Here is a 17,536-nt window from a genome sequence, read left to right on the forward strand (position 1 = left end):
GCGGTCATCCGACCGCGGCGACGAGAGAGAGGGACCGAGATGGCACTGGACCGGCGGCTGGAGATCCTCGCGGTCTGCGGCGTCGGCATGGGCACCAGCCTCATGCTCAAGATGACCGCCGAGGACGCGCTGCGCTCGCTCGGCGTGGACGCCCGTGTCGAGAACACCGACCTTTCGTCCGCGCGCGGGATGTCCCCCGACGTGGTGATCGGCCAGGGCATGCACACCGGCGAGATCGCCGACCTCGCGCCGGTCGTCATCACCATCAGCGACTTCATGGACAAGGACGGCCTGGAGGCACGGCTGAGGGAGCGCCTGACCGAGCAGGGCTGGCTTCCGTGAGCGTGGTGACCGCGACCGACGCGGTGCCGGCGGGCGGCTGGCGGGAGGCCGTCCGCGCGGCGGCCTCCGCGCTGGTCGGCGCCGGCGCCGCCGGGGAGGGCTACCCGGACGCGTGTGTCCGGGTGGTCGAGGAGAACGGGCCGTACATCGTGCTGACGAAGGGCCTGGCGCTCGTCCACGCCCGCCCGGAGGAGGGCGGGCTGGCCGTCGGCGTCGGCGTGACCCGGCTCGCCGCGCCCGTCGAGTTCGGCCACCCCGACAATGATCCGGTGGACCTGCTCCTCGCGTTCTGCACACCCGGCCCGGACGAGCACGTCGGCACGCTGTCCGGTCTGGCACGCGCCCTGTCGGGCGGCCTGGCGGACCGGCTCCGCGCGGCGTCCGGCGAGGACGGCCTGGCCCGCACCCTGAAGGAGGCCCTGCCCGATGCCTGACGCGGTGTCCCCCGGGGGGCGGCCACCAGACCCCCGCGGAGGGCGGTTCCCCGACCGGGTGCGGGCACTGCTGGACGGCCTCGACGCGGCCTCGGGCGAGGCGATCGGCGACACCGCCGCCCTGCTGCTGGAGTCGATCGGGTCCGATGGGATCGTGCACGTCGCCGGGGCGGGGCATTCCCTGGCGATGGTGTGCGAGACGTTCTACCGGGCCGGCGGCCTGGCCGCCGTCCGCCCGATCTGGGACCCGGGGGTGTTCCCGCTGGACGACGCCGTGCGCAGCACCCGCGTCGAGCGGCGCGGCGGGGTGGGGCGCGCCGTGGCCGCCCGGGCCGCGCCCGCCCCGCCGGACGTGGCGGTGGTGTTCTCCACCAGCGGCCGCAACCCGTATCCGGTCGAGGTCGCCGAGGAGTGCGCGGCGCGCGGCGTGCCGGTCGTCGCGGTGACCTCGGCGCGGGCGGCGGAGGGCGCCGCGGCGCGGGCCGACACGACGCTGGCCGACCACGCCGCGATCGTCCTGGACACCCGCGTCCCGCCCGGCGACGTGCTGCATCCGGCGGAGGGGCCGCGGACGGCGGCGGTCTCCACGATCCTCGCCGCGTACGCGTGGTCGCGGGTGCTGGCCGCCCTGGACGACCTCGCGGCGGCACGCGGCGTGGAACTCCCCCGCTGGACGAGCGCGAACGTCCCCGGCGGCGACGAGGTGAACCTCGCTCTGCTGGAGCGCTACCGGCACCGCGTCCCCGAGCTCACGGGCGAGTAGGAACCGGCTCTCTTCCTGCGGCGTTTCTCATATGGACCGGCCCGCCCCCTATGACATGATGCGGGCCACATCGGACCGGAACGAGGAGCGAGATGACGGCGAAACCGACCGAGGACGACCTTCTTGCCGTGTTCGGGCGCGCGGACCTCGGCGGCGACGACAGGCTCGACCTGATGGAGTTCACGCTCGTCCTGGAGGAGCTCGGGCTCTCGTGGACCCGCGCCGAGACGCAGGACAGGTTCGAGAAGGCGGACAGCAACCTCGACGGGTTCATCTCCTACGGGGAGTTCCGCGCCGTCCTGGAGTCCCAGGGCTGGGCCGAGGGCCCGCTGCCCGGCGCGCGCGCCTGACGGGCGGCGTGCGCGAGGGCCCGCCGGCCGTGCCGGCCGGGCCCCTGCGGTGTGCGGTGGCCGGGCTCAGACCTCGCGGCCGCGCAGTTCGCGGTATCTGCGGACGAGGGCGGCGGTGGACGCGTCGGGCGCCTGCGCCGGCGGCCCGCCGGAGGTGAGCGCGGGCACGAGGTCCATGGCCATGACCTTGCCGAGTTCGACGCCCCACTGGTCGAAGGAGTCGATTCCCCAGATCGTTCCCTCCACGAACACGATGTGCTCGTAGAGGGCGACCAGCGAGCCGAGGGTCTTCGGCGTCAGCTTCGGGACGAGGATCGTGCTGGTCGGGCGGTTGCCCGGCATGACCTTGTGGGGGACGACCGCCGCGGGCGTCCCGTCGGCGGCGATCTCCTCGGCGGTCTTGCCGAACGCGAGCGCCGAGGTCTGCGCGAGCAGGTTCGCGGTCAGCAGGTCGTGCATGCCCGCCGGTCCCTCGACCGCGGGATCCTCGAACGGCTCGGCGAAACCGATGAAGTCGGCCGGGACGAGCCGGGTGCCCTGGTGCAGGAGCTGGTAGAAGGCGTGCTGGCCGTTCGTGCCGGGCTCGCCCCAGAAGATCGCGCCGGTCTGCGCGACGACGGGCGCGCCGTCGGCCCGTACCGACTTGCCGTTGGACTCCATCGTGAGCTGCTGGAGGTAGGCGGGGAAGCGGGCCAGGCGCTGGCTGTAGGGCAGGACGGCCCGCGTCTGCGCGCCGAAGAAGTCGGTGTACCAGACGCCGAGCAGCCCCATCACGACGGGCATGTTCGCCTCGAACGGCGCGGCCCGGAAGTGCTCGTCGATCTCCCGGAACCCGGCGAGCATCTCGCGGAACGCCTCGCCGCCGATCGCGATCATCAGGGAGAGGCCGATGGCGCCGTCGAAGGAGTAGCGGCCGCCGACCCAGTCCCAGAAGCCGAACATGTTCGCGGTGTCGATGCCGAAGCCGGCGACGCGCTCGGCGTTGGTCGACACCGCGACGAAGTGCCGGGAGACGGCCTTGTCGTCGCCGAGCCGCTCGACGAGCCACTGCCGCGCGACCTTGGCGTTGGTGAGGGTCTCCAGCGTCCCGAACGTCTTGGAGCTGATGACGAACAGCGTCCGCTCGGGGTCGAGGCCGGCGAGCTTCCCCACGATGTCGGCCGGGTCGATGTTCGACACGAACCGGCAGGAGATGCCCGCGTCGGCGTAGTCGTGGAGGGCCTCGTAGGCCATGGCGGGGCCGAGGTCGGAGCCGCCGATGCCGATGTTGACGACGGTCGTGATGCGCTTGCCGGTGAAACCCGTCCACTCCCCCGAGCGGACGCGTCCGGCGAAACCGGCCATCTTGTCCAGGACGGCGTGCACGTCGCCCGCGACGTCCTGCCCGTCCACGGTCAGGGCCTCGCCGGGCGGAAGCCGCAGCGCGGTGTGCAGGACGGCCCGGTCCTCGCTGGCGTTGATGTGCTCCCCGGTGAACATCGCCTCGATGCGGCCGCGCAGCCCGGCCCGCTCGGCGAGCGCCACCAGGAGCCTCATCGTCTCGCCGGTGACGCGGTGCTTGGAGTAGTCCAGGTGGAGGTCCCCCGCGGTGACGGTCATGCGGCCGGCGCGCCCCGGATCGTCCGCGAAGAGCTCGCGCAGATGCCGCCCCGCGATCTCCGCCTGGTGCCCGGTCAGCGCGGACCACTCGGGCGACTCGGTGATATCAGCCATTGCCTCTCTCATCTCCTCGCGGGGCGGGTCATCTCCTCGCGGGGCGGGACGGGCACCGGTGTCCCCCGGGCGCCGCGCCGTCCCCCACGGCGATCATAGGTCGACCGCGCGTGACCGTATCAGGCTCTCCCCGGCCACGCGGCCGGACCGCACTTCCGGGGCGCGGGGGCCGCCCGCCGCCGGGAGGCGGGCCCGCCGGTAGGGTCGCGGCCACGGCGCCGGGTGCAGGAGGCGCCCTGATGAGCGAGGTTCCCGGATGAGCGAGGCCCCCTTGGAACTCACGCGGATGTTCGACCTGACGCCGCTCGGCGAGGACGCGTTCCTCGCCACCTCCCCGTCGGTGGGACGGCCGCGGCTGTTCGGCGGGCAGGTCGCCGGGCAGAGCCTGCGCGCCGCGTGCCTGACGGCCGGCGGGCGCCCGCCGCACTCGCTGCACGCCTACTTCATCCGCCCGGGGACACCGGACGAGCCGCTGACCTTCGACGTGTCCCGCACCCGGGACGGGCGGTCGTTCTCCACCCGGCACGTCACCGCGAGCCAGGGCGGGAAGCCGATCCTGGAGCTGATCGCCTCCTTCCACGACCGGGAGGACGGGTTCGACTGGCAGGCCGCCCCGCCGTCCGGCACGCCGGGGCCCGAAGGGCTGCCGGGGCTCGCGCTTCCGTCGTTCTTCAAGCACCCCATGGGGTTCGACATCCGCGTGGTGGACCCGCCCGGCGAGGGCGAGTGGCCGATCGCGCACCCGTTCTGGATCCGGGCGTCCGCGCCGGTCGGCGACGATCCGGCGCTGCACGCGTGCCTGGCCGCCTACCTGTCGGACATGGGGGTGGTCAGCAGCGCCCGCGCGCCGGGCTCGCCGAGAAGGCTGGTCACGGCGGTCACGCTGGACCACGCGATGTGGTTCCACCGGCCGCCGCGCGTCGACCAGTGGCTGCTCTACTCGGTGGACCCGGTGACGAACCACGGCGCCCGCGGCCTGGCGCGCGGAACGCTCCACACGGCGGACGGGACGCTGCTGGCCTCGGTCGCGCAGGAGGCGCTGCTGCGTCCCGCGTCCTGACCGCGGCTCAGGCGTCGGCGGCGGCCAGGGCGGGGACGGGCTGCGGTGCGGTGGCCCGGGACGGGGCCGCCACGGCTGTGCGCGCCCTGCGGACCCGGGCCGGCCCGTACGCGGCGGCGACGGCGGCGGTGAGGCAGGCGGCGATCGGCAGCATCGCGGCGCCGAACAGCAGCAGGCTCGGCGCGGTGCCGCTGAGCGTCTGCCCGGTCGCGCAGACCGCCGCGGTGATCAGCAGCAGCCGGAGCGGGAGCCGGGCGCGGGACGCCGCGTAGACGCCGCCGAGGACGGTCCCGACGGCGAACGCCACCGACAGCGCGCCGTAGCCGGCGGCGCCGGCGTCCAGGGGGCCCTGGCTCATCGCCGCCATGGTGACCTGGTAGTCGCGGCCGAGGCTGCCGAGCATGAACGCCAGCCCGAACATGATCAGGAGCCGGGGGGAGGCGAGCACGTACCGGAAGCCGGCCACGATCCCGCGCTCCCCTGCGCGGACGGGCCTAGGCTCGCCTTCGGCCCCCCCGGTCCCGGGCGGGCGAGGTACTCGTACATGGGAATGGAGTCCGGGTGGGCGAGCGGGCGTTCTGGGTGGGCACCTACACCGGCGGGGCCGGCGGCGGCGCGGGCGTGTACAGGACGGAGCGGCGCGCCGACGGCACCCTCGCGGAGCCGGTGCTCGCGGCCGAGGCCGTGTCCCCGTCCTACCTGGCCGCGCACCCCACCGGGAGCGTCCTCTACGCGGTGCGGGAGGACGACGAGGGCGGAGTCCTCGCCTACGCGGTGACCGGCGGGCGGCTGCGGGAGATCGGAAGGCGCGCGGCGGGGGCGCTGCCCTGCCACCTGTCGGTGGCGCCGGGGGGCGGGCACCTGGTCGTCGCCGACTACGGGTCCGGGACGGTCAGGGCCGTCCCGCTGGCCCCGGACGGCGGGTTCGCCGGAGACCCGGACGTCGCCGGGGGGCACGGGAGCGGGCCGCGGGCCGACCGCCAGGAGGGTCCGCACGCCCACGCGAGCGCCCACGCCCCGGACGGGACCGTCCTGACGGCCGACCTGGGCGCCGACCTCATCCGCGCGTTCCGCATCGAACGGGGGGCGCTGCGGCTCGCCGGGGAGACGCCCCTCCCGGCCGGGTGCGGGCCGCGGCACCTGGTCGTCCACCCGGGCGGGCACGTGCACGTGGTGACCGAGCTGGCCGCGACCGTGATCGTCCTGCGGCCGCTGGACGGCTACGCCGGCCTGGAGATCGTGGCGGAGTCGCCCGCGACGGCGGATCCGGCGGGCGGCCCGGCGCAGTGCGCGGCGATCAAGCTCGGTCCCGGCGCCCGGTACGTGTACACCTCCACGCGCGGCGCCGACGTGGTGACGGCCCACCGGGTGCTGGACGGCGGCGCGGCGCTCAGGCCGGTCGCCGACGTCCCGTCCGGCGGGAACTGGCCCCGTGACCTGCACGTGGACGGCGAATGGATGCACGTCGCCAACGAGCGCAGTGACACGATCGCGACGTTCCGGATCGGGCCGGACGGCGTTCCCGTCCCGGCGGGAGCACCGCTGCGCGTGCCGTCACCGGTGTGCGTGATCCCCGCCTGACGGGCGCCACCGGGGAGCATCCCGGCATGAAGCGCTCCGGTCACGGGCGCGAGCCGGCCGTGTCAGTCGTGCTTGGGCCGCTTGGACACCAGCGTCAGGACGTCGTACTTGGCCACCGAGGCCCCTTCCTGGTTGGTGACGTCGGTGTCCCAGCGGACCTCGCCGTAGCCGGCGCCCTCCCGCGGTGAGATCTGCTTGGCGGTGAGCGTGACGGTCAGCTCGTCGCCGGGCTTGACCGGGGTCAGGAACCGCAGGTTCTCCAGCCCGTAGTTCGCCAGGACGGGCCCCGGGTCGGGCTCGACGAACAGGCCCGCCGCGAACGACACGACGAGGTAGCCGTGCGCGACCCTGCCGCCGAAGAACGGGTTGGCCTTCGCGGCCTCCTCGTCCATGTGGGCGTAGAAGGTGTCGCCGGTGAACTCGGCGAAGTGCTCCACGTCGGCGAGGGTGACGACGCGGGGGCCGCCGACGGCGGTGTCGCCGACGCGCAGGTCCTCCAGGTGCTTGCGGAACGGGTGCTCGCCGGTGACCGTCCGGCCGGTGCCGGGGACCCACCGCCCGGTGATCGACGTGAGCATCGCCGGTCCGGCCTGCACGGCGGTACGGCGCATATGGTGGACGACCCCGCGGATCCCGCCCATCTCCTCGCCGCCGCCGGCGCGCCCGGGGCCGCCGTGGACGAGCGCGGGCAGCGGCGAGCCGTGCCCGGTCGACTCCCCGGCGTCCTCCGAGTTCAGCACCAGCAGGCGGCCGTGCCACGGCGCGGTGCCGAGCACGACGTCCCGGGCGAAGCCGGCGTCGCCGGTCACGATCGACCCGGCGAGGCTGCCGCGGCCGCGCACGGCCAGCTCGACCGCCTGCCCGGCGCCGTCGTAGGGCAGCAGCGTGCTGACCGGCCCGAACGCCTCGACCTCGTGCGGCTCGGCGCGGGCGGTGTCGTCGGCGCGCAGCAGGATCGGCGACATGAACGCGCCGCGTTCGGCGTCGGCGCCGCGCACGTCCACCCGTCCGGGGTCGCCGAAGACGAGGTGCCCGGCGTCCAGCAGCGGCTTCAGCGAGCGCCGCACCTCCTCGCGCTGGTCGAGCCCCGCCAGCGCGCCCATCCGCACGTCCGGGTCGGCGGGGTTCCCGACCGTGACCTTGGACAGCCGGTCGCGGACGGCCTCGGCGACGTCGTCGATGAGGGCGGCGGGGACCAGCGCGCGGCGGATCGCGGTGCACTTCTGTCCCGCCTTGACGGTCATCTCCGCGGCGAGCTGCTTGACGTACAGGTCGAACTCCGCCGTCCCGGGGGCGGCGTCCGGCCCGAGGATCGAGCAGTTCAGCGAGTCGGCCTCGGCGTTGAACCGGACCGCGTTCCGCACGATCGCGGGGTGGGTGCGCAGCAGCCGGGCCGTGGACGCCGAACCGGTGAACCCGACGATGTCCTGCTCGGTGAGGTGGTCGAGCAGGTCACCGGGGTCGCCGCAGATCATCTGCACGGTGCCCTCCGGGAGGATGCCGGACTCGACGATCAGCTCGACGAGCCGGGCCGTCAGGTAGGCGGTCTGGCTCGCGGGCTTGATCAGGCTCGGCACCCCGGCGAGGAACGCGGGCGCGAGCTTCTCCAGCGGCCCCCACACCGGGAAGTTGAACGCGTTGATCTGCACCGCGACGCCGTGCGACGGGGTGCACAGGTGCTGCCCGACGAACGTGCCGCCCTTCCCGAGGGGCTCGACGTCCCCCTCGATCAGCACCGTGTCGTTCGGCAGCTCGCGCTTGCCCTTGCTCGCATAGCCGAACAGGACCCCGATGCCGCCGTCGATGTCGAACTTCGAATCGCCCAGCGTCGCGCCCGTGCGCGCCGACAGCGCGTACAGCTCCTCGCGATGCTCCCGCAGGTGGGAGCCGAGCGCCTTCAGCAGGGCGGCGCGCTGGTGGAACGTCAGCTCCCTCAGCACCGGGCCGCCGGCCGTCCTCCCGTACCGCAGGGCGGCGCCCTTGTCGATCCCCGCCGAGGAGATCCGGGCGACCTCCTCCCCCGTGACGGCGTCGCGCAGCGGCGCCCCCACGTCCTCCGGAGCACGCCAAGAACCCGACACATAACTGCGCAGCACGACCACCGGGACCTCCTTGTCCGTTATCTCTGAGTCTTCCTGCCACCCATGAGCCCGGTTCACGCATCGCAGAGATGACAGCCGGGACGCGGTCCGTTCGTGTACTCGTTCCAGCGCGGGATCAGAGGGACAGATCTTGTGGATTTGTTCCTCTGGTGCATACGCTGCCGGTCATGGTCACGCGCACCAGGATGATCTCCGCCGAGCTGAACGGGCTGCGGGCCGCCGTCCGCGCCGGGATGATCGGCCCGATGCCCCCGAGGGCCCTCGCCGCGGCGGCGCGGGCCCTGCGGTGGTACGGGCCGCTCGGCGCCGCGACGGCGCTGCCCGCGCACCGGTTCCCCGGCCGCACCGGGCTCGCCGACGATCGCGGGACCCTCACGTTCGGCGAGCTGGACCGCCGCTGCAACGCCCTCGCGAACGCCCTGCGGTCGCGCGGCGTCGGCGTCGGCGACACCGTGGGAATCCTGTGCCGCAACCACCGCGGCCTGCTGGAGGCGATGTCGGGGGCGGCGAAGACGGGCGCGTCCGTCCTGTTCCTCAACACCGACTTCGCCGCGCCCCAGCTCCGCGGCGCCGTGGACCGCGAGGGCGTCACCGTCCTGGTGCACGACGACGAGTTCGCCGCCGCCGCGGACGGCCTCGACCTGCCGCGCCTCACCGAGTCCGATCTCGACGACCTCATCGCCGGCGCGGACGGCGCGCCGCCGCCCGCCCCGTCCGGGCACGGGTCCATGGTGATCCTCACCAGCGGCACGTCCGGGCGGCCGAAGGGCGCGCCGAGGCCGCAGTCCCGGTCGCTGGCGCTGCCGGGCGGCATCCTGTCGAAGGTGCCGTTCCGGGGCGGGGAGGCCATGTTCGTCGGCCCGCCGCTGTTCCACGGACTCGGCCTCACCTCCGCCGTTCTCGCGCTGGGGCTCGGGTCGACGCTCGTCCTGCGCCGCCGTTTCGACGCGGAACGGGTCCTCGACGACCTGGAGGCGCATCGCTGCACGTCGCTCGTCGCCGTCCCGGTGATGCTGAGCCGCATCCTCGCCGTCCCCGGGGTGCGGACGCGCGACCTGTCCCGCCTCAGGGTGGTCATGACGGGCGGGGCACGGCTGGACGCCGGGCTCGGGGGCCGCGCGCTGGCGGCGTTCGGGCCGTCCCTCTACAACTTCTACGGCTCGACCGAAGCGTCCTGCATCACGATCGCCACGCCGGACGAGCTGGCCGCCGCGCCCGGCTGCGTCGGCCGCCCGCCCGCCGGCACCACCGTCGCGATCCTCGGCGACGACGACCGGCCCGTGCCGCCGGGCACCATCGGGCGGATCTTCGTCGACACCCCGGCCCGGTTCGGCGGCTACACCGGCGGGGGCGGCAAGGACGAGGTCGGCGGCCTGATGGCGGTCGGCGACCTCGGCCACCTGGACGGCGGCGGCCGGCTGCACGTCGACGGCCGCGCCGACGACATGATCGTGTCCGGTGGCGAGAACGTCCACCCCGGCGAGGTCGAGGACCTTCTCGCCGCCCATCCCGGCATCGGGGAGGCCGCCGTCGTCGGCGTCCCGGACGAGGAGTTCGGGCAGCGGCTGCGCGCCTACGTGGTCGCCGCCGGCCTCACCCGGGACGACGTCAGGGGCCACGTCGCCGCGAACCTCGCCCGCCACAAGGTCCCCCGGGACGTGGTCTTCCTGGACGCGCTGCCCCGCAACCCGGCCGGCAAGGTCCTCAAGCACGCCCTGCCGGACGCCGCCGGGCCACCTCCGGGGTGATCGCCCGCACGACGCCGCGTCCGTAGCGTCATGGTCGTCGACGATGAGGGGAATCCCGATGACCACGACCCGTTCCCTCACCCCGGACGGCCTGTTCACCGACGCCCGCCGCCTGCTGGCCTCGCGCTCCGCCGCTGATCCCGGTCACGGCGGGGGGATGACGTCCCAGGCGTTCTGGCGGACCTCCACGTGCCCGGACCGGCGCAGCTCGTCCAGGAGGTCCCGCCAGCCGGCGGGCCACCCGGCGGCCGGGCCCGCCTGCCGGACCAGCGCGGCGGCGAGCAGGTGCGAGACGATGTCGCCGCGGCCGGCGAGCAGCCGGGCGGCGGGCAGCAGCCGGGCGGGCCCGCCCGGCTCGCGCGCGCCATGGCCGCCGACCGCGTGGAACAGGCGGTTTCCGGTGAACGCCGCGGTGAGGACGGGGCGGTCGCGGAGCAGGTCCGCCAGGGCGGCCAGCTCCCCGGCGATCTGCTCGGCGGTGACGCCGTCCTCGGTCAGGCGTGCCGCGCGGAGTGCGACCTCGGCCGCCTGGGCGGCATAGAGGGGATGCCCGGCCAGGATCCGGACGGCGCGGCGGGCCAGCGGCGCGTTGGCGTGGCCGGCGGGCAGGCCGCCGATCGTCTGCGCGATGGCCTTCGCCCGCGACCTGGACCGCTCGCCGAGCTCCGCGTCCACCAGGGCGGAGAGCACGCCGAGCGCCTCGTCCGCGACCGTCCCCGCCCTCACCAGGGCGTGCAGGACCTGAAGATCGTCGTCCCCGGCCGGGTCGCCGGGATCGGCGACGGCGGCGAGGATGTCGCCGTACCCCTCCGCGTACCAGGGCGCCCATGCGCCGAACGCCTTGGACGCCCGGAACCGGACGCCCGGGCCGTCGGCGGCGGAGACCAGTCGCCGGACGAGCGCGGCGTAGGCGGGACGGTGCGCCGGCGCGTACTCCGAAGGTTTCGCCTGGAAGAGCGTGCGCAGCATCAGCTCCGATGCGTACGGGCCTGCGGCGTCGCCGAGCGCGGCGATCACCCGGGGGTCCTCGGGCATGCGGCGCAGCGCGTCCGCGACGGCGACCCGGACGTCCCGGTGCAGGCCGGGGTCGTTCCAGGCGTGCAGGAGGACGTCCGCCGCGCCCGGGACCCGCAGCCGCTGGAGGAGCCGGGCGGCCTGCTTGCGGGCGGTCACCTTCCCGTCCGGGCCGGTCAGCGTCTCCGCCAGGACGGGCCCCAGCCCGGACGGCGGCACCGACGCGCCGCACCGTCCCACGGCCGCGACCGCGACCGCCGACCTCGGCCCACGCGCATGGAGGAGGAGCATCGCGAGGGCCTCGGCGGGACGGTCGGTGGCGGCCATCGCCTCCAGCGCCGCCTCGGCGAGGACGGTGTCCTCCTCCTGTTCCGCCCACGGCACGAGGTCCCCGAGCCCGCCGGGAAGCAGGCCGAGCCCCGCCACGGCGGTGAGCCTGGCGTCCACCGGTCTCCGCTCGTCCCGGGCGGCCGAGGCCAGTACCGCCCGCACGGCCCCGGCCTGCGGCGGCGTCCAGCGCCCCGGGTCCTGCGGCCGGACCTCCGGAACCCGTCCGGCGGTCTCGAACCGGCCCGCCCGGGCGCCGTCCAGGGCGGCCGGGAGGAGGTCCGTGCGGCGTCCGGCGACGACGCGCCACACCTCGGGCAGGACGATCGCGGAGGCGTCGGCGGCCAGCAGGTCCACCGCGCGCCCCTCGCGGCGCGCCGGGTCGGCGAGCCACAGGTCCGCCGCCTCCCGGGCGAGGTGCCCGGGAGCGTCCAGGATCACCGAGCGCAGATCGTCCTGGAGGTCCTCCAGCGCGAACGCCCTCCGCCCGAGGGAGCGGGCCAAGGCGACGACGGTCTCGTGGTCGCGCAGGTGCGGGCGCAGGACGTCCAGGAGGACGCGTTCCCCGCCGCGCGGCAGAACCCGGTCGAGCCGGTGCTCGTCGAGCGCCTCGGGTCCGTGCCTCGCCACGAGCGTGGCGTAGACGCGGTACGCCCAGCGGGTGAGCGCGGGCGGCGCCCCGTCCTGCGAGCCGGCCGCGCCGAGCATCCGGTCCGCCAGGCCGCGCAGCCTCCGGCGGGTCGCCGGGGAGGAGTCGCGTGCCGTCACGGCCGGGTCGGCGATGGCGGCGAAGGGCGGGGCGAACGAGTCGTCCAGCAGGCGGAGGGGGACGGCCGTCAGGGCGGCGATGAGCGTCCCCCTGAGCGGGTCCCGCTCGTTCCGCGTGCGGTCCGCGAGCTCGGTGACCAGGCTCAGCAGGAGCGCGGGGTCCGCGGTGCGGGCGGTGAGCTCGATGAGCAGCGTGCGGGCGAGGCCGCGCCGGCGCGGGTCGCCGCCGAACGCCGCCTCCCGGACGGGCCCGGCCGCCTCCTCGTAGGGGAGGTGGGCCGTGAGCTTCAGCGGGATCTCCGGATCGTCCAGCCTGGACCGCGCGGAATGCCACACCGAGCCGTGCCACTCCAGCATCCGGCGGGCCTCGGCCGCCGCCCGGCCGGGCGGCAGGACGCCGAGCAGCGGGAAGTTCCGCATCCCCGGGGCCTGCCCGTGGCGTTGCTGCGCGAGGTCGAGGATCTCCGCGCGCCGCGCCGGCGGGACGTGCGTGAGGAACTCCCTCAGCCAGTGGGGGTCGTCCGGTACGAACTCGCGGAGGTCCGCGGCCGGGAGGCCGCTCAGGTACCTGGAGTACGACCACGAGAGGCGGCCCCTGCGGCGTCCCATCCGCCGCACCACCCGTGCGGCGCGGACCGCGTCCACCCTGAACAGCGCCGGAACGAGCGTGGGCGGGAAGTACATGGCGGGCCTGCGTGAGCCGTCCCGCTCCATCAGGTCCAGCAGTCCCGCAGGGTCACGCCGCGCCAGCGCCGGGAGACCGGATCGGCACCGCCGCCACCACGACCATTCGGCCAGGTGGTCTCGGGCATGGGCGAGGAACGGGCCGGGGTGGCGCCCGGCCATGGCGCGCCAGGCGGTGACGCCGTGGGCGAGTTCCGGGAGGACCCGCGCGACGGTGCCGCCCGTGCAGGCGGGCAGCAGCGCGGCGGCCTCCCGGTCGCCCCGGCGGGCCCGGACGTCCGGCAGGAGCCGGTCGGCGAGGGCGGCGCGGCGGGAGTGGCGGAGCGTCCTGTAGAACGCGCGGCGCAGGTCGGCGGGCGCGTCGTCCAGCACGGCCGCCGCGGCGTCGTCGGAGACCGGCAGGGTCCGGACGGCCCGGAGCGCCGCGCGGCGCAACGCCATGTCGGGTCCGGCGAGCACCCGTTCGATGTACGGGAGGTCGCGGGCCGCCATGGCCATGTGCAGGGCGAGCCGGCGCTCGTACCGCCCGCCCGCGGACAGGCCGGCGAGGAGGTCGCGGAGTTCGTCGGTCCCGGCGAGATCGCGGGCGCGCAGCGCCAGTTCCCGCATGCGCGACGGGTACGGCAGGGATTCGAGGGCCGGTTCCAGGACCGGCTCGATGGGGCTCAACGGCCCGGGCGGAGACCGCCCTTCCTGGAGATCATGGGGTCGATGATGGCGGATCACCGCCGCGTCCGGCAAGCGGGACGGCCCTGGGATACTCGTGACCATGACATATGTGGCCGACGATGATCGGTACGAGCGGATTCCCTACCGGCGGTGCGGGCGCAGCGGGCTACGGCTCCCGGCGATCTCGCTGGGCCTGTGGCACAATTTCGGCGACGACCGGCCCCTGGACGCGCAGCGGGCCATCCTGCGCCGCGCGTTCGACCTCGGCGTCACGCACTTCGACCTGGCGAACAACTACGGGCCGCCGTACGGCTCCGCGGAGACCAACTTCGGGCGGATCATGCGGGAGGACCTCCGGCCGTACCGGGACGAGATGATCATCTCGACCAAGGCGGGGTACGACATGTGGCCCGGCCCGTACGGTGAGTGGGGGTCGCGCAAGTACCTGCTCGCCAGCCTCGACCAGTCGCTGAGCCGGATGGGCCTGGACTACGTCGACATCTTCTACAGCCACCGTTTCGACCCCGAGACGCCGCTGGAGGAGACGATGGGCGCGCTGGACCGTGCCGTCCGGTCCGGGAAGGCGCTGTACGCGGGGATCTCGTCCTACTCCCCCGAGCGCACGGCGGAGGCGGCGGCGATCCTGCGTGAGATGGGGACGCCGCTGCTGATCCACCAGCCATCCTACTCGATGCTCAACCGCTGGATCGAGGGCGGGCTCCTCGACACGCTCGGCCGCGAGGGCGTGGGCTGCATCGCCTTCTCGCCGCTGGCGCAGGGGATGCTGACCGACAAGTACCTCGGCGGCATCCCCGAAGGGTCGCGGGCCAGCAAGGGCACGTCGTTCTCCACGAGCCTGCTCACCGAGGAGAACCTGCGGCACGTCCGGACGCTGAACGAGATCGCCGAGGGGCGCGGGCAGTCGCTCGCGCAGCTGGCCCTGGCGTGGTCGCTGCGGGACGGCCGGGTCACCTCCGCGCTGGTCGGCGCGAGCAGCGTCGCCCAGCTGGAGGAGAACCTCGCGGCCCTGAACCGGCTGGACTTCACCGCCGACGAGCTCGCCGCGATCGACCGGGACGCCGTCGAGGCGGGGATCAACATCTGGGCGGCCTCCAGCGCGGGCTGACCGCCGGGCGGGCGGGCCGGCCACCGGGCATACGCATTGACCTGGCAGGACGGGGCACGAGCAGCACATGGAAGAGATGATGCTGCGCAGCGCCGCGTTCAACGATCACACGCTCATGCCGTCGGAGTACTCGCACGACAGCGGGGACGTCTCGCCGCCGCTGGAGTGGTCGCAGGCCCCCGAGGAGGTGGTGGAGCTCGCGCTGGCCTGCGAGGACCCGGACGCGCCGGCCGGCACGTTCGCGCACTGGCTGGTCGCCGGCATCGATCCCGTGACGACCGGGCTGGACGCCGGGGAGCGGCCGACCGGGGCGATCACCGGGCGCAACGACTTCGGCGCGGACGGGTACGGCGGGCCGAAGCCCCCGGCGGGCGACGACCCGCACCGGTACTTCTTCCGGCTCTACGGGCTGTCCGAGCCGTCCGGGCTCCGTCCCGGGTTCACGGCCGAGGACCTGCGCGTCGCCGTCCAGGAGAAGATCGTGGCGTCCGGCACGCTCGTCGGGACGTTCGTGAGGTGACCGTGGGCGCCCCCGACCAGAACGACCCCCGCCGGAGCCGCCCCGGCCGGGACGACCCGGGCCGGGACGACCCGGGCCGGACCGGCCGGGACGACGCCGATGGGACCGCGCCCGAGTGGCGGGATCCCGAGTGGCGCGGCCCCGGCTCACACGGCCGCTACCGCCACCGGCAGCCGAGCGGGCGTGAGCCGCTGACCGCCCGCAGCCCGCTGCTGCTGCGGGCGATCCTGTCCGGCGCGGCCCTGGTCGGCGCGGCGGCGGCCGCGGTGCTCTTCGCCGTCCGGGCGCAGAGCGGCGCCGGGGACGGCGCCTGGACGGCGGCCGCCATCTGCGCGGTCGTCGCCGTCATCGCCGCCGTCGACCTGATCGTCATCGCCCGGCGCACCCGGACGTGATCAGTAGCGGGTCAGGCGGGCGCGGGCGGCCTCCACCGCGGGCGGGACCGGATGCCGGGCGCGGGCGAGCGCGGGCAGCGCGCGGGCCGCGTCCGCGAGACCGGCCCGGCCGTCGCGGCTGCCCAGCGCGGACGCGGCGGCGCGGGCGACCGCCGGGAGCGGACGGCGCAGCCACGCGGTCAGCAGCCGGTTGCGGGCCTCGCGGCGGCGGCGCGCGGCCGGGTCGCGGCCCGTCGTGGACGGGTGGTGGTGGACGACGAGTTCGGGCACGTAGGCCAGGCCCCACCCGGCGGCGGCCAGGTCGAGGGCGAGCAGTTCCTCCTCGCCGCCGAAGTGCAGGACGTCGGAGAAGCCGCCCGCGCGGAGGAACGCCTCGCGCCGCACGATGACGGAGCAGGCGAGGAACCCGAGGATGGCCGGCCCGGGCAGGCCGTCCGGCCGGCCGAGAGGCGAGCGGGCCATCTGCCCGGACACCGGCTCCAGCCGCCCCTCGTCGCCGACGAGCACGCGGGCGGCGAGCAGCGCCGTCCGCGGATGGGCGTCGAGGATCCCGGCGGCGCGGTCCAGCGCGCCGGGCGCCCACCAGGAGTCGTCGTCGGCGAACGCCACATAGCGGGTCGAGGCGTGCTCGGCCGCGACGGTGCGGGCGGCGGCGCCGAGGTTGCGCGGCAGCCGCAGCACCGTCGCGCCGGCGTCCTCGGCGACGGCCGCGGTGGCGTCGGCGGAGGCGTTGTCGGCCACGATCACCGGGGCGTCGTGGTGCGCGAGGCTGCGGCGCAGTTCCGGGGCACGGTCACGGGTCGCGACGAGAATGGTCACATCGGGCATCGGCCGCTCTCCTAGCTCACGTACCGGCGCGCGGTGGACTTCCGCTGGGACGCCTCCAGGCGCCGGAGCCGCTCCTCGACGTCCGCCGGCAGCGTCCGGCGTTCGCGCGCGACCCAGGCCAGCCCGGCGGCGGCCTCGGCGAGCGCGCCCGCCGTGACGCGGTCGCGCGGCAGCGTGCGCAGCAGCCCGGCGGTGCGCCGCACCGCGGCGGGCAGCGGGCGGCGCAGCCAGGTGAACCACAGCGTGTTGCGGATGCCGTGGCGGCGCCGCACGTGCGGGTCGCGCAGCGGGGACGGCTCGTGGTGCACGACGACGTCGTCGGCGAAGCACAGCTGCCAGCCGAGCGCCATCAGGTCGGCGCCGAGCAGTTCCTCCTCGCCGCCGAGCCACAGCCGCGGGGAGAATCCGCCGGCCTCGCGGAACGCGTCCGTCCTGACCATGGACGCCCCGGCAAGGAACGAGCCGAGCGCGGGGCCCGGCAGCCACGGCGGGCCGGGCACGGGCGAGTGCCGCAGCTCGGGCACGATCGGGTCCTCGCGGCCGCCGGGCTCCACCAGGATCCGCCCGGTGACGACCGCGAGCCGCGGATGGGCGTCGAGCAGGCCCGCGGCGCGGGACGGCGCGTCCGGTTCCCACCAGGTGTCGTCGTCGCAGAACGCGATGTACGGAGTGCGGACGTGGTCGGCCGCGACGTTGCGGGCGACCGCGCCGAGGTTGCGCGGGGAACGGATCAGCCGGAATTCCGGGAATTGTTCCTCGACGGCGCCGGCGGTGCCGTCCCGTGAGGCGTTGTCCACCACGATGACCGGGGGCCGGTCCGCGATTTCCCGCGTGCGCGCGAGCGTCGCGAGCAGCGAGTGCCGCCGGTCCCTGGTGATGACGACGACGGTGTAACGCATGAACCGCCCGTACCCGCAGCCTTCGCCTCTATGTGCACGTCATTGCGCCTACGTCACACTTCGCCCACCAGCGACTTTTGTGACTTCAGCGTTTAGAGCCACAGTTATCGGCAATACCGAATCACCTATAGGGGATTTGCTCCCGGCGGGACCGCCAAGTGCCGATGGCTACGACGACGTCATCGGCACATCACCGAACGCTGCGCCGAAACG

Annotated in this window: 16 protein-coding genes; 10 read left to right on the forward strand and 6 right to left on the reverse strand. The window is 75.1% G+C overall.

The features are described from left to right. Positions 1-39: 39 nt before the first annotated feature. The 4 genes from ACGFK0_RS19905 (at position 40) to ACGFK0_RS19920 (ending at position 1,889) form a co-directional block, all read left to right on the forward strand. Positions 40-342 (forward strand): PTS sugar transporter subunit IIB, encoded by a 303-nt coding sequence (locus ACGFK0_RS19905; protein ID WP_392906644.1) that lies wholly within the window; start codon positions 40-42, stop codon positions 340-342. 5 nt (positions 343-347) lie between these two features. Beyond that, complete coding sequence (locus ACGFK0_RS19910; protein WP_392906646.1) at positions 348-776, forward strand: PTS sugar transporter subunit IIA; 429 nt, start codon at positions 348-350, stop codon at positions 774-776. After that, entirely contained in the window at positions 769-1,539 is a 771-nt protein-coding gene (locus ACGFK0_RS19915; protein WP_392906648.1) for a sugar isomerase domain-containing protein, read from the forward strand. Before ACGFK0_RS19910 ends, ACGFK0_RS19915 begins: the two co-directional genes overlap by 8 nt. Before the next feature lie 92 nt (positions 1,540-1,631). After that, positions 1,632-1,889 carry an EF-hand domain-containing protein gene (locus tag ACGFK0_RS19920; protein ID WP_392906650.1) on the forward strand — a complete coding sequence of 86 codons (258 nt, stop codon included), beginning with the start codon at positions 1,632-1,634 and terminating at the stop codon, positions 1,887-1,889. A gap of 66 nt (positions 1,890-1,955) precedes the next feature. Here the strand turns inward: ACGFK0_RS19920 and pgi are convergent, their stop codons facing one another. Further along, on the reverse strand, positions 1,956-3,602 hold the full coding sequence (gene pgi, locus ACGFK0_RS19925; protein WP_392906652.1) for a glucose-6-phosphate isomerase: 1,647 nt from the start codon (positions 3,600-3,602) through the stop codon (positions 1,956-1,958). 256 nt (positions 3,603-3,858) lie between these two features. On the opposite strand from pgi, the gene ACGFK0_RS19930 reads away from it, so the two are divergent. Beyond that, positions 3,859-4,662, forward strand: a complete 804-nt coding sequence (locus tag ACGFK0_RS19930) for an acyl-CoA thioesterase (protein WP_392906653.1) — start codon at positions 3,859-3,861, stop codon at positions 4,660-4,662. A gap of 7 nt (positions 4,663-4,669) precedes the next feature. Here the strand turns inward: ACGFK0_RS19930 and ACGFK0_RS19935 are convergent, their stop codons facing one another. After that, a complete protein-coding gene (locus tag ACGFK0_RS19935) occupies positions 4,670-5,128 on the reverse strand; it encodes a hypothetical protein (RefSeq protein WP_392906655.1) in 459 nt (152 codons plus the stop codon). A gap of 95 nt (positions 5,129-5,223) precedes the next feature. Between ACGFK0_RS19935 and ACGFK0_RS19940 the strand changes: the two genes are divergently transcribed. Next, positions 5,224-6,243, forward strand: a complete 1,020-nt coding sequence (locus tag ACGFK0_RS19940; RefSeq protein ID WP_392906657.1) for a lactonase family protein — start codon at positions 5,224-5,226, stop codon at positions 6,241-6,243. Positions 6,244-6,305: 62 nt separating this feature from the next. Here the strand turns inward: ACGFK0_RS19940 and paaZ are convergent, their stop codons facing one another. Next, on the reverse strand, positions 6,306-8,345 hold the full coding sequence (gene paaZ / locus ACGFK0_RS19945) for a phenylacetic acid degradation bifunctional protein PaaZ (protein WP_392906659.1): 2,040 nt from the start codon (positions 8,343-8,345) through the stop codon (positions 6,306-6,308). A gap of 167 nt (positions 8,346-8,512) precedes the next feature. Between paaZ and ACGFK0_RS19950 the strand changes: the two genes are divergently transcribed. Next, a complete protein-coding gene (locus ACGFK0_RS19950) occupies positions 8,513-10,093 on the forward strand; it encodes an AMP-binding protein (RefSeq protein WP_392906661.1) in 1,581 nt (526 codons plus the stop codon). 144 nt (positions 10,094-10,237) lie between these two features. On the opposite strand, the gene ACGFK0_RS19955 is transcribed toward ACGFK0_RS19950, so the two are convergent. Then, on the reverse strand, positions 10,238-13,555 hold the full coding sequence (locus tag ACGFK0_RS19955; RefSeq protein WP_392906663.1) for a hypothetical protein: 3,318 nt from the start codon (positions 13,553-13,555) through the stop codon (positions 10,238-10,240). Positions 13,556-13,655: 100 nt separating this feature from the next. On the opposite strand from ACGFK0_RS19955, the gene mgrA reads away from it, so the two are divergent. The 3 genes from mgrA to ACGFK0_RS19970 all read left to right on the forward strand — a co-directional run bounded on the left by mgrA (position 13,656) and on the right by ACGFK0_RS19970 (position 15,596). After that, positions 13,656-14,681, forward strand: coding sequence for an L-glyceraldehyde 3-phosphate reductase (gene mgrA, locus ACGFK0_RS19960; RefSeq protein ID WP_392906665.1), 1,026 nt, complete (start codon positions 13,656-13,658; stop codon positions 14,679-14,681). A 67-nt stretch (positions 14,682-14,748) separates the two neighbouring features. Next, positions 14,749-15,201 carry a YbhB/YbcL family Raf kinase inhibitor-like protein gene (locus ACGFK0_RS19965; protein WP_392906667.1) on the forward strand — a complete coding sequence of 151 codons (453 nt, stop codon included), beginning with the start codon at positions 14,749-14,751 and terminating at the stop codon, positions 15,199-15,201. Beyond that, positions 15,198-15,596 (forward strand): DUF6343 family protein, encoded by a 399-nt coding sequence (locus tag ACGFK0_RS19970; protein ID WP_392906669.1) that lies wholly within the window; start codon positions 15,198-15,200, stop codon positions 15,594-15,596. Before ACGFK0_RS19965 ends, ACGFK0_RS19970 begins: the two co-directional genes overlap by 4 nt. Here ACGFK0_RS19970 and ACGFK0_RS19975 read toward each other — a convergent pair whose 3' ends face one another. Continuing rightward, entirely contained in the window at positions 15,597-16,424 is an 828-nt protein-coding gene (locus ACGFK0_RS19975; protein WP_392906671.1) for a glycosyltransferase family 2 protein, read from the reverse strand. An 11-nt stretch (positions 16,425-16,435) separates the two neighbouring features. Next, positions 16,436-17,323 carry a glycosyltransferase family 2 protein gene (locus ACGFK0_RS19980; RefSeq protein ID WP_392906674.1) on the reverse strand — a complete coding sequence of 296 codons (888 nt, stop codon included), beginning with the start codon at positions 17,321-17,323 and terminating at the stop codon, positions 16,436-16,438. Positions 17,324-17,536 lie beyond the last annotated feature (213 nt).

Source organism: Spirillospora sp. NPDC048823 (genome assembly GCF_043198445.1).
GTDB lineage: Bacteria > Actinomycetota > Actinomycetes > Streptosporangiales > Streptosporangiaceae > Spirillospora.

Bases quoted from the DNA above. Each gene is read 5' to 3' on its own strand.
- ACGFK0_RS19950 (WP_392906661.1), top strand. From the start codon at position 8,513: ATGGTCACGCGCACCAGGATGATCTCCGCCGAGCTGAACGGGCTGCGG.
- pgi (WP_392906652.1), bottom strand. From the start codon at position 3,602: ATGGCTGATATCACCGAGTCGCCCGAGTGGTCCGCGCTGACCGGGCAC.
- ACGFK0_RS19975 (WP_392906671.1), bottom strand. From the start codon at position 16,424: ATGCCCGATGTGACCATTCTCGTCGCGACCCGTGACCGTGCCCCGGAA.
- ACGFK0_RS19930 (WP_392906653.1), top strand. From the start codon at position 3,859: ATGAGCGAGGCCCCCTTGGAACTCACGCGGATGTTCGACCTGACGCCG.
- ACGFK0_RS19965 (WP_392906667.1), top strand. From the start codon at position 14,749: ATGGAAGAGATGATGCTGCGCAGCGCCGCGTTCAACGATCACACGCTC.
- mgrA (WP_392906665.1), top strand. From the start codon at position 13,656: ATGACATATGTGGCCGACGATGATCGGTACGAGCGGATTCCCTACCGG.
- ACGFK0_RS19980 (WP_392906674.1), bottom strand. From the start codon at position 17,323: ATGCGTTACACCGTCGTCGTCATCACCAGGGACCGGCGGCACTCGCTG.
- ACGFK0_RS19915 (WP_392906648.1), top strand. From the start codon at position 769: ATGCCTGACGCGGTGTCCCCCGGGGGGCGGCCACCAGACCCCCGCGGA.
- ACGFK0_RS19920 (WP_392906650.1), top strand. From the start codon at position 1,632: ATGACGGCGAAACCGACCGAGGACGACCTTCTTGCCGTGTTCGGGCGC.
- ACGFK0_RS19905 (WP_392906644.1), top strand. From the start codon at position 40: ATGGCACTGGACCGGCGGCTGGAGATCCTCGCGGTCTGCGGCGTCGGC.